The sequence below is a fragment of the Vibrio sp. IB15 genome (assembly GCF_016406055.1).
In the GTDB taxonomy this organism is placed as follows: domain Bacteria; phylum Pseudomonadota; class Gammaproteobacteria; order Enterobacterales; family Vibrionaceae; genus Vibrio; species Vibrio chagasii.
This window is the reverse complement of record NZ_JAEFCE010000014.1, coordinates 53,809-68,297: the sequence shown is the minus strand read 5'-3', so window position 1 is coordinate 68,297 and position 14,489 is coordinate 53,809. Positions and strand designations below refer to the sequence as shown.

13 protein-coding genes are annotated in these 14,489 nt (G+C 45.8%); 1 reads left to right on the top strand and 12 read right to left on the bottom strand.

Going from position 1 to position 14,489, the window contains the following annotated elements; genetic code table 11:
- Positions 1-99: 99 nt before the first annotated feature.
- From guaD to JC606_RS07385, 9 genes are all read right to left on the bottom strand, one after another.
- A complete protein-coding gene (guaD, locus tag JC606_RS07425) occupies positions 100-1,434 on the bottom strand; it encodes a guanine deaminase (protein ID WP_061033022.1) in 1,335 nt (444 codons plus the stop codon).
- Between the two features lie 59 nt (positions 1,435-1,493).
- Positions 1,494-2,375, bottom strand: coding sequence for a xanthine dehydrogenase accessory protein XdhC (gene xdhC / locus JC606_RS07420; RefSeq protein ID WP_137406832.1), 882 nt, complete (start codon positions 2,373-2,375; stop codon positions 1,494-1,496).
- Positions 2,376-2,442: 67 nt separating this feature from the next.
- Entirely contained in the window at positions 2,443-4,848 is a 2,406-nt protein-coding gene (xdhB, locus tag JC606_RS07415; protein WP_198778325.1) for a xanthine dehydrogenase molybdopterin binding subunit, read from the bottom strand.
- A complete protein-coding gene (gene xdhA, locus JC606_RS07410; RefSeq protein WP_105024139.1) occupies positions 4,841-6,286 on the bottom strand; it encodes a xanthine dehydrogenase small subunit in 1,446 nt (481 codons plus the stop codon). Before xdhA ends, xdhB begins: the two co-directional genes overlap by 8 nt.
- 459 nt (positions 6,287-6,745) lie before the next feature.
- Positions 6,746-7,480, bottom strand: a complete 735-nt coding sequence (locus tag JC606_RS07405; protein ID WP_017630710.1) for a GntR family transcriptional regulator — start codon at positions 7,478-7,480, stop codon at positions 6,746-6,748.
- Positions 7,481-7,673: 193 nt separating this feature from the next.
- Positions 7,674-8,360 carry a DNA-3-methyladenine glycosylase I gene (locus JC606_RS07400; RefSeq protein WP_137406835.1) on the bottom strand — a complete coding sequence of 229 codons (687 nt, stop codon included), beginning with the start codon at positions 8,358-8,360 and terminating at the stop codon, positions 7,674-7,676.
- A gap of 115 nt (positions 8,361-8,475) precedes the next feature.
- Entirely contained in the window at positions 8,476-8,991 is a 516-nt protein-coding gene (locus JC606_RS07395; protein ID WP_198778324.1) for a GNAT family N-acetyltransferase, read from the bottom strand.
- Between the two features lie 39 nt (positions 8,992-9,030).
- On the bottom strand, positions 9,031-9,657 hold the full coding sequence (locus tag JC606_RS07390) for an HD domain-containing protein (RefSeq protein WP_198778323.1): 627 nt from the start codon (positions 9,655-9,657) through the stop codon (positions 9,031-9,033).
- Between the two features lie 186 nt (positions 9,658-9,843).
- Positions 9,844-10,503, bottom strand: a complete 660-nt coding sequence (locus JC606_RS07385) for an HAD family hydrolase (protein WP_004737512.1) — start codon at positions 10,501-10,503, stop codon at positions 9,844-9,846.
- Positions 10,504-10,923: 420 nt separating this feature from the next.
- On the opposite strand from JC606_RS07385, the gene JC606_RS07380 reads away from it, so the two are divergent.
- Positions 10,924-12,252: an anaerobic C4-dicarboxylate transporter gene (locus tag JC606_RS07380; RefSeq protein WP_198778322.1), complete on the top strand. Its 1,329-nt coding sequence runs from the start codon at positions 10,924-10,926 to the stop codon at positions 12,250-12,252.
- A gap of 118 nt (positions 12,253-12,370) precedes the next feature.
- On the opposite strand, the gene JC606_RS07375 is transcribed toward JC606_RS07380, so the two are convergent.
- The 3 genes from JC606_RS07375 to JC606_RS07365 all read right to left on the bottom strand — a co-directional run bounded on the left by JC606_RS07375 (position 12,371) and on the right by JC606_RS07365 (position 14,391).
- Positions 12,371-12,694, bottom strand: a complete 324-nt coding sequence (locus JC606_RS07375) for a DUF4144 domain-containing protein (RefSeq protein WP_198778321.1) — start codon at positions 12,692-12,694, stop codon at positions 12,371-12,373.
- Between the two features lie 104 nt (positions 12,695-12,798).
- On the bottom strand, positions 12,799-13,590 hold the full coding sequence (locus JC606_RS07370; protein WP_061033031.1) for a CLCA_X family protein: 792 nt from the start codon (positions 13,588-13,590) through the stop codon (positions 12,799-12,801).
- A gap of 135 nt (positions 13,591-13,725) precedes the next feature.
- Complete coding sequence (locus JC606_RS07365; protein WP_198778320.1) at positions 13,726-14,391, bottom strand: flavin reductase family protein; 666 nt, start codon at positions 14,389-14,391, stop codon at positions 13,726-13,728.
- Positions 14,392-14,489 lie beyond the last annotated feature (98 nt).

Below are 14,489 nucleotides of genomic sequence, written 5' to 3'. Positions count from 1 at the left end.
CTAAAGGTATTTGTTAATCTTGAACTTTTTCGCTATTTTTCGATGGCACGAGAGCGTGCCATCGTTAAGTTAAGCCGCTGTGTGATTATTTCTCGCAACTTAACTCACAAGCTTTTTGTAATCTTTGAAATTCACGTCGTAGGCTTTCTCACCGTAGATGTAAGTCTCGCTGACGGTTCTGTCGTCACCTAAGCTCATTAGTACAAATAGTTTTTCTTCAAGCTTGGTCGCTTGTTCCATTCTAAAGCGCATCAGTTGTGTCGCGTGCAGATCCAACACGACGAAATCGGCTTCTTTGCCTACTTCTAAGTTACCGATTTTATCTTCTAAATGCAGAGAACGTGCGCCACCTAAAGTTGCCAAAAACAGCGATTTAGCAGGGTGAAGTTTCTCTTGTTGAAGCTGCATGATTTTGTACGCTTCGCTCATGGTTTGCAAAATCGAGAAGCTGGTACCAGCGCCAACGTCTGTTCCCATTCCAACACGAATACCGTGCTCTTCCATTTTTGGTAGCTTGAATAAGCCAGAGCCTAAAAACAGGTTGGAAGTAGGGCAGAAGGCGATTGCAGAATCAGTATCCGCTAGGCGTTTGCATTCGCAGTCTGATAGGTGAATACCGTGTGCAAATACTGAGCGCTTATGCAGCAAGCCATAGTGGTCATACACATCTAAATAGCTGTCGCGCTCGGGGAATAGTTCTAAAACCCAGTCGATCTCTTTCTTGTTTTCAGAAAGGTGGGTGTGCATGTATACGTCTGGGTACTCTTCGAGTAATTTCCCAACTGTCGCCAACTGTTCTGGCGTACTAGTTGGTGCAAAACGTGGCGTTACTGCGTAGTGCAAGCGACCTCGGTTATGCCATTTCTCGATGAGTTCTTTTGAATCTTCATAGCCAGATTCAGGAGTATCGGTGAGGTAATCGGGCGCATTGCGATCCATTAAAACCTTACCTGCGATCATACGTAGGTTACGTTTCTCCGCTTCTTCAAAGAACACGTTCACTGACTCTTTGTGCACGGTGCCGAACACGAGTGCTGTCGTGGTGCCGTTGCTCGCCAGTTCGTCTAGAAATAGCTTCGCCACTTTGTGCGCGTAGACTGGGTTTTTGAAACGTTTCTCTTCTGGGAAGGTGTAGTTCTCTAACCAATCAAGTAGCTGCTCACCGTAAGACGCGATCATCCCCGTTTGAGGGTAGTGGATGTGCGTATCAATAAAACCAGAGGTGATCAGTTTGTCTTTGTATTCTTTTACTTCGAGTGTTTTAGGTTGACGTGCTAATACGTCATCGGCATGGCCTAAATCGACGATGTGGCCATTCTCAACCACTAAAACACCGTCTTCAAAATAGTCGTAAGACTCATCGATACCGACGTCTTTTGGGTCGGCTACGCTGTGTAAAATACTGGCGCGATAAGCTTTGCGTTGCGTTGTCATGTTTACTTCCTTTTAATGACTTCAGTAACGTTATGGCTACCGAAGCTTTGCGACTTGTATTAGGCGATCTTCTCTTCCAAAGGTGGTTCGCCTACATCGCTTGGTTGACTGTGTTGCTCGGTCAAATCCTGATTTCGATATTGTTTGGTCGGGCGCTTTTGTTTAAGCGCTTGCCCTTGATAGTGTGCGATCAGTTCACCCGCAACCGATACCGCGATTTCAGCGGGATGTTTGCCATTCACAGCGCTGATGCCAATCGGGCAAATCATAGTTTCAATTTGCTCTTGGCTATAGCCACGCTGCTCTAGGCGGAAGTCAAACTTCTTACGCTTGGTCAGCGAGCCGATCATGCCGAAGTAACGGCTGTCTTCACGGTCGATAATGGCTTTCGTTAAATCGAAATCAAGCTGGTGGTTGTGGGTCATTACTAGGTAGTAGCTGTTCGGTGGCATGTGTTTCACTTCGCCAACCGGATCGTCTGTGACTAGCTTTTTGACACCGTGAGGAAGTGTGTCAGGGAACACTTCTTCACGTTCATCAATCCAGGTCACACGGAAGGGTAGGGTCGCGACAATGTGTAGCAGCGCTTTTGCCACATGGCCAGCGCCAAACAGCACGAGATGGTTCTGTTGAGTACCAATGGGTTCAAAGCTTAAGGTTGCCATACCGCCACAACATTGGCCTAAACGAGCACCTAGATTGAAGCGTTCTACTTTGAGTGATTTTTCACTGGCAATCAGCATTTCACGCGCCATTTTAGTGGCCACATGTTCAAGGTGACCACCACCAATCGTAGCGATGATTCGGTCACGAGTGACAAGCATCTTGGTACCCGCATCACGTGGCACTGAGCCTCTGTCTTCAAGCACTGTCACCATTACACATGGTTCGTAGTTCTCTTCCAGTTTTGCCAGTTCGTGAATCCAATTATCCTTAAACATATGCCCTCCTAAATCCCTTCTGTACTTCCTAAGCTGTTTAGTACGCCCTAAGCCATATCTGTCAGCTCTAAGCCGTTTCTGATTGAGCATCGACCGAAGCCGGGGCTGTTTCAGAGACTTCCTGAATCGCCATCAGAATACGCTCTGGCGTTGCTGGTGTGTTGAGCTTAGGAATTGCACCATCAACGGCTACATAGCTAATCGCATCTTTCAATGCACTCCATATCGACATCCCCAACATGAAAGGTGGCTCACCCACGGCTTTCGAGTTGAATACGGTGTCTTGTGGGTTGCTGCGGTTTTCCAAAAGGTGCGTTCTGAAATCAATTGGCATATCAGCAATCGCAGGGATTTTGTAGCTTGCTGGGCCATTGGTCATTAAGCGACCTTGTTGGTTCCATACCAACTCTTCTGTTGTCAACCAGCCGACACCTTGCACAAAGCCGCCTTCGACTTGGCCGATGTCAATCGCAGGGTTCAGTGAAGCGCCCACGTCATGCAAAATATCAACACGCAGAATCTTGTTCTCGCCAGTGAGAGTATCGATGATGACCTCTGAACAAGAAGCACCGTAGGCGTAGTAGTAGAACGGACGACCGCGCGCCTTCTCGTGATCGTAATAGATCTTCGGAGTGCGGTAGAAGCCAGTGCTCGATAGCGAAATTTGGTTAAACCAAGCCAGTTCAACAAATGAGTTGAAGCTCATGATCTCATCGCGGATCTGCACCATGCCGTTCTTAAACACCACCTCTTCTGGAGACACTTTGAAGTGTGCTGAAGCGAAGTCGATCAGGCGCTGCTTAATGGTTATTGCTGCGTTTTGCGCGGCCTTACCGTTGAGGTCGGCGCCCGATGAGGCTGCGGTTGGTGATGTGTTCGGAACTTTGTCTGTGTTTGTAGCGGTGATCTGTATACGTTCGACATCGACTTGGAACTCCTGTGCAACGATTTGTGCCACTTTGATGTTCAAGCCTTGCCCCATTTCCGTACCACCGTGATTCAAATGAATACTGCCATCGGTGTAGATATGGATAAGCGCACCTGCTTGGTTCAAGAAAGTCGCAGTAAACGAGATGCCGAATTTCACCGGTGTGATAGCAAGACCTTTCTTCAAGATAGGGCTCTGCTTGTTGAACTCAGCGATTTCTTTACGACGTGCGTGATAGTCACTGCTGTGCTCAAGTTGTTCGGTTATCTCAGGTAAAAAGTTGTCTTCAACGGTTTGGTAGTAATGGGTTACGTTACGGCCTTCTTCGCCGTAGTAGTTCGCTTTGCGTACTTCCAAAGGATCTTTTTTCAGGTAACGCGCAATCTCGTCCATGATGTGTTCGATGGTCATCATGCCTTGCGGGCCACCAAAGCCACGGTAAGCGGTGTTCGACGCTGTGTTGGTTTTGCATCGATGACCAACCACAGTTGCATCGCCTAGGTAGTAAGCGTTGTCTGAGTGGAACATTGCACGGTCGACGATAGAGCTTGATAAGTCTGGCGAGTAACCACAGTTACCTGCAACGGTAATGTCAGCACCTTGAATCACACCATTGTCGTCAAAACCGACGGTGTATTGGTTGTAAAACGGGTGTCGTTTACCGGTTTGTTGCATGTCTTCGTTACGCAGCAGGCGCATTTTGGTTGGTCGGCCTGTCAGGTGGGCAATCACCGCTGCCATACACGCAGGAGAGGCTGCTTGAGTCTCTTTACCACCGAAACCACCACCCATACGACGCATATCGATCACGACTTTGTGCATCGGTACGCCAATCACTTCTGCAACCAGCTTTTGAACTTCGGTCGGGTTTTGAGTTGATGTGTAGACGATCATGCCGCCATCTTCGGTTGGCATTACGCTACTGATTTGAGTCTCTAGGTAGAAGTGCTCTTGGCCGCCGATCTCTAGGTCACCAGAGATCACGTGTTTTGCTTTTGCCAGTGCGGCTTTTGAGTCACCACGCTGTTGAGTGTGGCTTTCAGTTACGAAGTGCTCTTTCTCTAGCGCTTCTTTAACATCAAGGATGGCAGGTAGCTCTTCGTATTCAATAATGGCTGCATGTGCCGCTTTACGTGCTGTTTCTAGATCGTTTGCTGCTACGGCAATCACGGGTTGACCGTAATATTCTACTTTGCCGTCAGCCAGAAGTGGGTCACCCGGTAGGATTGCACCGATATCCAGCTCACCCGGAACGTCTTTGGCTTGGATAGCAATAGCTACACCATCAAATTCGTAACACGGTGAAACGTCGATCTTAGTGATCTTCGCATGTGCTTGAGTACTCAGGCGTGCGTACACGTGCAGTTGATTGGGAAACTCTAGGCGGTCATCAATGTATACCGCTTCGCCCGTTACTTGTTTGGCTGCACTGTCGTGTTTAACGCTCTTACCCACGCCAGTTTTTAGGTCTTGTTTTGCAATGGCAACCATCTCTTCGTGGGTCATCGCATTGCTCTTGTGAACAGAGGAATTTGATTTAGACATAAGACGTTACCCTTGTTTCGATTTGGTTGTTTTTATTCTGTTGTTCAATGAAGTAGCGACGCAGCATGTTTGCCGCCGACAATGAACGGTATTCTTGGCTTGCACGGAAATCAGATAGCGGTTCAAAGTCGTTATACAGTTCTTGCATCGCTAACTTAATATTAGCGTCTGTCCATGGTTTGCCTAATAACGTATTTTCACAACGGGTTGCGCGCTTAGGCGTTGCAGCCATACCACCAAAGGCGATACGAGCGTGTGTTACCTTACCTTCTTCGACTTGAATATCGAACGCGCCACATACTGCAGAGATGTCATCGTCTAAACGTTTAGATAGCTTGTAAGCTCGGAAACTGTCATTGGCTGGTTTAGGGATGATGATTTGCTCAATGAATTCACTCTCTTTTTGAGCTGTCACCTTGTAGCTGATGAAGTAATCTTCGATCGGCATGATCCGAGACTCATCACCACAGCGCAGTTTGATTTTCGCATTAAGCGCAATCAGCAGGGGAGGCGTATCACCGATAGGCGAAGCATTGGCAACATTGCCGCCGATGGTGCCTTGGTTACGTACTTGCAGCGAAGCAAAGCGGTGTAACAGTTCACCAAAATCAGGGTAGTGTTTTTTCAGTAGCGAGTAAGAGTCGCTGATTGGAAGGTTGGCACCAATGATTAAATCGGTGTCTGTCTCTTCACATACCTTCATGTCTTCAACAAGGTTTACGCTGATCAGTGTTTCAATCTCACGATGGAATTGCGTTACTTCCAGTGCTAAATCCGTACCGCCAGCAACTAGCTTAGCGTTCGGGTGGGCTTGAAAAAGCTTGGCCAACTCATCAGTACTTCTCGGGGAAAAAGCAGTGAGGTGGCCAAGACGTAAGTTGGCCTCGGTGTCTTGAATACTTTCTAGCTTCTCGATGGTTTTGCGCTCGAGTTCAGCAAATTGATCAATCAAAGGTTGGTCTGTTGAAAGCGACATTGCAGCATCAACAATAGGGCGATAACCAGTACAACGACATAAGTTACCTGCCAATGATTCCATGACGTCTTCTTTGCTTGCATCAGGCTTATTTTTACCAAGCGCAAACATCGACATGATGAAGCCCGGTGTGCAGTAACCACATTGGGAGCCGTGAAAATCGACGACCGCTTTCTGTACAGGGTGTAATGACTTATCTCGGTTTTGCAGATCTTCTACTGTGATCAGCTGCTTACCGTGTAACGCTGACACAAATGTAAGGCAAGAGTTCACCGAACGGTATTGCAGTTGTCCATCAACTACCTCACCGAGAACGACGGTACATGCGCCACAGTCACCTGACCCACAACCTTCTTTGGTACCTGTTTTATTTATCTTGGTACGAAGGTAATTGAGCACTGTCATATTCGGCGACAGATTGTCTTCACGTCTTATTTCCTGATTGAGCAAAAAAGTAATCAAGAGACCTCCTTGTAAATCGACATTGTTCCATGTGTATTCTTTTTGACTTCTAAGTCAATAATTATCCATCCTGACCCTGTGGTCAACTATTTATTTACAAAAATGCAACAACATTGCGCATTGTTGGATTGTGTACAATTTGTTTTTGTCTGTAGTTGTTTGTTTTATTTGGCTTTAAATTGGAAGTGCTGAGTTTTGTGGTGTGAATGAATTAATAGCGATGTATACAAAATAAAGACAAGGTTTTTGGCATTGATGGATCAAATACTGTAGAAGCTAAGAGCGCTATTTAGGGCAGAATAGAGAGTGTTTGAGGTGAAATGAGTCGATCTTTGCGTCTGTGATTATGGGAAAGGCATAAAAAAGAGAAGTAAACACAGAGGATTACTTCTCTCCCGTCTTGTTAACAAAAAGTTATTAACAGAAAGTTGTTAGAGCTGGATTGGAATAGTTAGCTCGTTATGATTTGTTCTTAAGTAAATCTGAGAACACAACATGCAGGTCGCTCGATGCGGTGCTGCTGTCTAGGTTGAGCTTGGAACGAATGTGGCTCAAATGCTCTTTCATCAATTCGACGGCTTGTTCTTCATCGCCAGACTCAATGGCATCAAGCAATCCTTCATGCTCATCCAAAGAACAGTTCGAGTGATTACCTGTCTCGTATTGAGCGATAAGCAGTGAGGTTTGTGATACTAGGCTGCGTTGGAAAGCGAGCAGGGGGGCATTTTCTGCCATTTCTGCCAGTTTGATGTGGAACTCACCAGACAAACGTAATCCAGAGCCGTAATCACCTTGGTCAAAGGCACAGTTCTCTTTCGCGACCAATTTTCTACACTCTTCGATCTGAGCTTTGGTGGCGTTTTTTACGGCAAGCTCTGTGATAGCAAGCTCCATCACTTCACGTGCTTTAAATATCTGTTTGGCTTCGTCTACCGTTGGTGCAGCAATCATGGCCCCTCGGTTAGGACGGATAACCACAACTTGTTCTAAAGAGAGACGTAACAAGGCACGGCGAATGATAGTGCGGCTAACGCCAAAGATTTCTGCTAGTGCTTCTTCGCTTAATTTGGTAGCTGGTGGCAGCCTTTGTTCTAGTATTGCGTCGAAGATATGGCAGTAAACAACATCGTCTTGAGTCTGGCCTGTTACTTTTGTTTTTACACCTTTGGAGACAGAATTTTTGAGAGCTGTCATAGAGATAAGGGCCCTTGTTTAGTCGAGTTGGATTGGTCGTGAATAATTCATGAGTGTTACTCTATATTGTATACATTTATCTATACAATGCCACCGGATGAAAGTGCGATGCACGCTTATTTGTTAATGACTTATAACATTTAGTTTGCAGGGAACTGTGTGCAATCTAAAGCTTTAAGCCATTCTTATTGAACTAGACGCGATTATCGCCACAGCTGTAGGCGACGATCTGGCTTATTTCGCTCAGGGTACGACCTGATTGCTGCTGCCACTCGTTGAAAGCCTTACTTGCCGCGACTAGTGCTCGCTTGGTGTTACGACCGCTATCAATCACATCTGTGCTGCGCAGGTGCGCTTCAACGTCAGAAGATAAGATAAACGTGTCTTTTCCCATTTGGCGCAAGGTGTAAGCACCTGTGTTACCACCTAGCCGCTTACCGTGTTTCTTCAGATAATCCCAAAGTTCTGTAATTCGTTCTGATGGCCAGTCGGCAACCATTTGTGAGAATGAATCCGCTTCACGTTTGGCGTTGTGAATCATGGTGGCATTGGCAGGGATAGTCATCACCTTAGTCAGGTGGCGAATAATGCGCGGGTCTTGCGCTTTCTGCTCCCACATTTCATTCGGCAGCATCAGCATTTTTTCGATGTCGAACTCAAAGAACACTTCTTCAAATTGCGGCCATTTCTTTCTCACCACATTCCAAGAAATACCGCACTGGAACACCTTTTCAGTAAAGGCTGCTAACCAGCGGTCATCGGTGATTTGTGATAGCTGGGCTTGCGATAGAGGTGCTCGAATAATCTTTTCGAGTTCGGCTGCACCACCTTTACGATGAGCTGCTCGTTGGTAAATGGTGTCGAATTTTTCTTGGGTCATTGAAGGTTCCAAATTAATACGATTTCTAAGATATAGGGTCGAATCTGGCAATTAAAACGACTCTGTTAACTAAAGTAAGTCTGTTAATTAAAACGAACAAGCCGACTAAAACACGCTAGCTGAGCTTTAATTCCATTTGATACAGAGGCCAGGTGTTGCCATTGAATTCTTTGCATTTTGGTTCTTTGTCGACCACTTGAAAGCCCGCTTTGTCGTAGCAACGTTTTGCTCCGATATTTTGCTGAAAGACCGCTAAGCTGATGGTGGTGACATCTGGGATTTGTCTCGCAGCGTTTAATGCACTTTCTATCATGGACTGCCCAAACCCTTTACCACGCTGACTTGGGTGAATGGCCACTCGGCAGAATCGGAGTTCAATGTCTGACATACGTTGAAACTCCATAAACCCGATCAGTTCAGTGTGATTGCCGTTTGAACTCGGTTCAGAGAGAGCACTGGATTCAGAGAAGGTATATAGCTCAACCTGAGGTTCTTGAGAGCGTTTGATAATCGATTCTGCTTCTAACGGCCAACCAAAGGTTCGTCCTCCCCAAAGCAGATAGTCTTCGAGTGATGTGAACCAAGTTACGATCTCGTCGGCGTCGGATGCCTTAAAGCGGTTTATTTCCATATCCTTCTTTCCTTGTCGTGTGTCTCTTTTTCTAAGCCACTAAACTTCTGCGCCCAACTGTTCAAGAAAGCCGCGCATGTAGTCAGTGCGCTTGTTAGCTTCTAACTTGGCGGATTTGGTATTCATGGTTTCAGCGAGCTTAAACAGCTTCACGTAGAAGTGATCGACGCTGTAATGCTTGTCATCCAAGTCACGTTGATTCGCGAACGGGTCTTCGTGGTTGTAAAGTTCAGCGTTAAAGCTTTGACCCACGTACAGGCAGCGAGCAATACCAATTGCACCGAGAGAATCAAGGCGATCCGCATCTTGGACGATTTGCGCTTCTAAGGTCTCTGGTGTGATGTTAGCGCTGTAGCTGTGCGTGACAATGGCATGATGTATCTCATCAAGATAGGGCGTGGGGTAGTCGATAGACTTAAGGAAAGCGATCGCTTTGTCTGCTGCCATTTTCGAGCTTTGGGCTCTGTCTGGGTGGTTCTTGGGAAAGGTGAAACAATCATGAAGATAAGCCGCTGGTAAAACGACTTCAAGCTTAGCTTGTTCTTGAGCACACAATGCTTTTGCAGTTTTGACGACACGTTTAATATGGCTGATGTCGTGTGCTGCATCTTGTGTCATTTCTTGCTGTGCAAAATCAAGCAGTTGGTCTTCAAACTTTTCCTTCACGCGTCTCTTTCTCCGTTACTGATGTTGCTTAATACCTAACATTTACTTCAAATCGACTGTAACAGTTTCAAGCGCGAGTTTTTATCTTTTATAAAAGGAATAGCAACAAAAAAACCGACTCTGTGAGTCGGCTTGATAGAGAGGCTTGTCTGCGTTGATAAAAGCAATATCAACGGCGGCGATAGCTTAAGCTGCAGCTTGTTGAAGCTGTGCTAATACATCATGCAGAGAAGGGCTGATGGTATGCCCAAGCGCTTTTACTTCATCACATGGTTCGACTAAATCAGGGATTTGGAAGCTGATCATGTTGGCAGCCATCGATGCACGAATACCGTTGTTTGAATCTTCAAACGCAAGACAAGTTTCAGGTGCAACGCCTAAGCGCTCTGCTGCCAGTAAGTAGATCTCTGGGTGAGGCTTACCATTAGTGACTTCGCAGCCTGTGCTTAATGAGGTGAAATAAGAATCTAAGCCAGCAAGTTCCAGCTTTTTCTTCGCGATATCAAGCTGCGTTGAGGTTGCCACCGCGATTGGAATGTCGTTCGATTTTAGCCATTCCAGCAGTTCAATCACGCCATCTTTGACCGGAATCGCTTGGTTCTTCACGATCGCGCTATAGCGAGTACGCCATTCATTATTTAGAGCCGGATAATCAAGATCTTCGCCATAACCATTTCTAAAGATCTGTTCGATAGTTTTTGCATTACAGCCGATGATGCCTAAGTAAACGTCCTTTAAAAATGGGACACCTTGCGCGTGGCATGCTTCTTCAAAAATCTGCATACACAGGCGCTCTGTATCAAGGAGTAGGCCATCCATATCAAAAATAGCTGCTTGGAATTTCATATCCGTGGTTCTTATGTGTTGTGGTCGAAAGAGCGAGTATTTTGACATAGCCACTAGGTATAGGCGAGTCAAAGCTTTGTGAAAAAACGGGAAGGTTTACTTCAAACAGTACTCAGCACTTGGTTTTTGCGCGATGAAGGTGATATGCATATTATTGTTTAATAGCCAAAACATCTTATAGGATAATTTTATAGATTTCGATGTTCTAACAGAAACAATAAACATCAGAATGCATAACAATTTAGCGGCTGTGCTCGAACGAAAGATTACATTCTTGATACTTATTGGCCTGTTATCGTGACCATAATCTTATAAAAAACAATCCATTAAAACGCTCAATGATTGTGTGATCTACCAATAAGTAACGCATTGAACATAAAGACAAAATAACCCTAGTCCACATTTTTAGCAGGCTTGCTTATGTTGTATTTTGAGTTTCTATTTTTGCTTATTGTCCTCTATATCGGTTCTCGTTATGGCGGTATTGGTTTAGGGGTTGTTTCGGGCATTGGTTTGGTGATTGAGGTCTTTATCTTCAAGATGCCTCCAACATCGCCACCGGTCACTGTAATGCTGATTATTCTCGCGGTCGTGACTTGTGCGTCGATCCTCGAAGCGGCTGGTGGCCTGAACTACATGTTACAAGTCGCTGAAAGGGTGCTAAGAAAGAACCCGAAGCGCGTCACCATGATAGCCCCATTTGTTACTTATTCGATGACGTTCCTATTGGGCACTGGCCACGCGGTTTACTCAATCATGCCTATCATTGGTGATGTGGCATTGAAGAACGGGATTCGTCCTGAGCGCCCGATGGCAGCAGCTTCTGTTGCATCTCAACTAGCGATCACAGCATCGCCAATCTCGGCAGCCGTCGTTTATTACTTAGCGCAGCTATCGGATATTCAACATTCTATCACTCTGCTTTCGATTCTATTGGTGACGGTGCCTGCAACACTATTCGGTACTTTTTTACTTTCTCTGTACAGCCTAAAGCGCGGTAAAGAACTGAATGACGATCCTGAGTACCAAGAGCGTTTGAAAGATCCTGAGTGGAAAAAGCGTATTGAGAGCACTACAACAACATCATTAGATGAAGTGCTACCTAGTTCAGCTCGTAATGCGGTATTAATTTTCCTACTTTCTATTGTCGTGATCGTTATTGTGGCGATGGTGCCTGAGATTAGAACCATTGTAGACGGCGACAAGCCAATCAAGATGTCGGTCATCATCCAAATGATGATGCTCTGCTTCGGCGGTATCATTTTGCTGGCAACCAAAACTGACCCACGTGATGTACCAAATGGTGTGGTATTTAAATCGGGTATGGTGGCGGCCATTGCTATCTTCGGTATCGCTTGGATGTCAGATACTTATTTCCAATACGCAATGCCTCAGTTCAAATCTGGCATCGTGGAAATGGTGACCAACTACCCTTGGACGTTCGCACTAGCACTATTCATCGTATCGGTTGTTGTAAACTCGCAAGCGGCAACGGCACGTATGATGTTGCCTGTTGGTCTTGGTCTAGGGTTAGACCCAGCGCTGCTTATCGGCTTGATGCCAGCGGTTTACGGCTATTTCTTCATCCCGAACTACCCATCAGATATCGCAACAGTGAACTTCGATGTGTCTGGTACCACCAAGATTGGCAAGTGGTACTTCAACCACTCATTCATGTCGGTGGGTTTAATCGGCGTCGTAGGCGCATGTTGTTTAGGCTACGCATTGGCTCAGATTTTTATCGCTTAATCTAGCTTTCGGTCGCTCAATTTAACTAGCGATAACGAGATAAGAAACGAAAAACAGCGCCTATTTAGGCGCTGTTTTTGTTTTAACAGGTCTCGTTTATTAGCTTTCAGGGGAGCTATTAACGTGGCTCAAAAGCCAAAGATTGAATTGCTTCTTCAATCGTTGGGAAGTGGATCTTCATCAAGCACACTTCTACCTTCTGGAATTCATGATTTCGAATCAGTTTGGTCACGCTTTCAACCGAATATTGCTCAGGTCGTTTGGTGAGAGATAGTTCATTTGAGCTGGATTGAAGTGAATAGCTTTTACCCTCAGAATCAATGAGGTAATCATCTTCGCTCAAGATCATGTCTGAGCATTCTGCTTGAAAGTCACTTTCGGATGCGACGTAAATCAGCTCATCATCGCCGTCTAGTTTTACTAAAGATGGCCAATGGATCATTACAGCCTCTGAATCATATATGTTGAAGTGTATCGACTATAAACAGTTTTGAGCCTTGGATCATCTATTGATCTAGCTGTCCAAAACGTTACTTACTTAAAGAGCTACTTGCTCAAAGAGCGGCCTAGCGGTGCAAAATAGCCTTGTATCGCGTTGTAGATTTCCTTTCTATGCGCGAGGTCTGGATAGAGGGGGAACATATCCGGCTTTGTTGTGCCATCGACTAGGTACGAGTTTTCGATATCTGAGCAAGATTCAATGGCAGACTCAAAAGCGCGAGCCATCATCTCTGTTGGTAATGAGAAGTAACGGGCAGACGTCGCTTTGTCGGCTATGACACTTCGGGCGACGTAATCGTGTTTATCCAAGTTATTTTCGCTGAGTAGCGTGGCATCGAACAGCGACATCAGACTCTCGTTTAATGGATGAGGTCGCACCTTTCTATCGTGTAACCAACAATCGCTGGCAAACAAGATGTGTTTGCGAGGTCCTGAAGTATCGCCAATCTCAAACGCCTTTTCAGCGATGTAGTGGTCAAATGCATGCCAAAACTCGTGAGCGAGCGCACCTGCACCTGCGTTTTTCGCGAGTGCCAATTCACGCTGGTTGGGCGCGTAATGTGCTTGTACGCCTTTTCTGCCACCACTGCCAAATGCCAACCCAAGTGTGCCACGAAGGCCTATCGTTTCAGGTGGCAGAGCCAAAATATAAGCCAGGTCTGCTAATGAATCGAATATTAAGTTCGCAGCTAAGTCCTTTTCTTCTTTGGTTACCCAAGCGCCCACACGAATGCTTCCCATACCGAAGGTCTGTTTAATATCCATGAAAGACACCTGCTCGCCGTGTCGGTAGTCAGGGCCTTTACGGGTTTTGTACTTAAAGTGGGTTAACTTCAAAGGAGTCCTTAGAAATGAGTGTATAACGTAAATACTACCAGGTACGGCTCAGTGCCTTACAAACCTAAGCCGAGGAAGTTACCACTTTTCGTATCCAATTTCTGAACAAAATGACTTTGAGTTAGGTTGAAGGACCTACCATGAGGTGGGATCGCCTTCGCGTGTGAGCGGAAACAATGGTTCATCGGGTTTAGCGTAACTTAGTCGGTGTAGCCGTTGTGTCACGTGATAGCTGTCTAGCCCTGATATGGCGACTGTGTCAAAAGCCTCTAAATCCAAGTATCCATCAGGCATAAAGGCATTTTTTGGTGCGTGAAGCGTGACGACTTCGCCAATCAACATTTGGGTGTGATTACTTTCAATCTGAATATGCTCTTTCAATTCCAACCCAATTTTCAAAGCGCTTTCTAATACAAACGGCGCTGAGAAGTCATCGTCATAATAAGGTGTTAGGCCGACCGACTCGAACTCAGATACTTCTTTAGGATATCGCGCCGAGGTTTGGTGAGCCTTCTTGAAAAAGTCAGCGCCAATACTGTTAATCGTGAACTGCTTGGTTTCGAGAATGTTGTCCAAGGTGTGGCGGCGTCTTTTACATGGGCGGACAATAAAACCAAATAGTGGAGGGTGAGAGCCTAAATGTACCACCGAGCTTATCACGGCCAAGTTTGCTGCCCCTTGACTGTCACAGCTACCAATCAAATTCGCACTCTTGAATCCTGACAATGAGTTGACTAGACGAGTGCGCTCTCGCTGCTCCATGGCTTGAAGATCGTTCTTTGACAGGGTGATGTCCTTCATACCTTTCTCTTCCTACTTGATTAAATGAACCTGTGTTTTATGAGCCTATATGTACGAACATGGGCTTTTTATCGATCAGGAAAATTATCCGTTTCGTG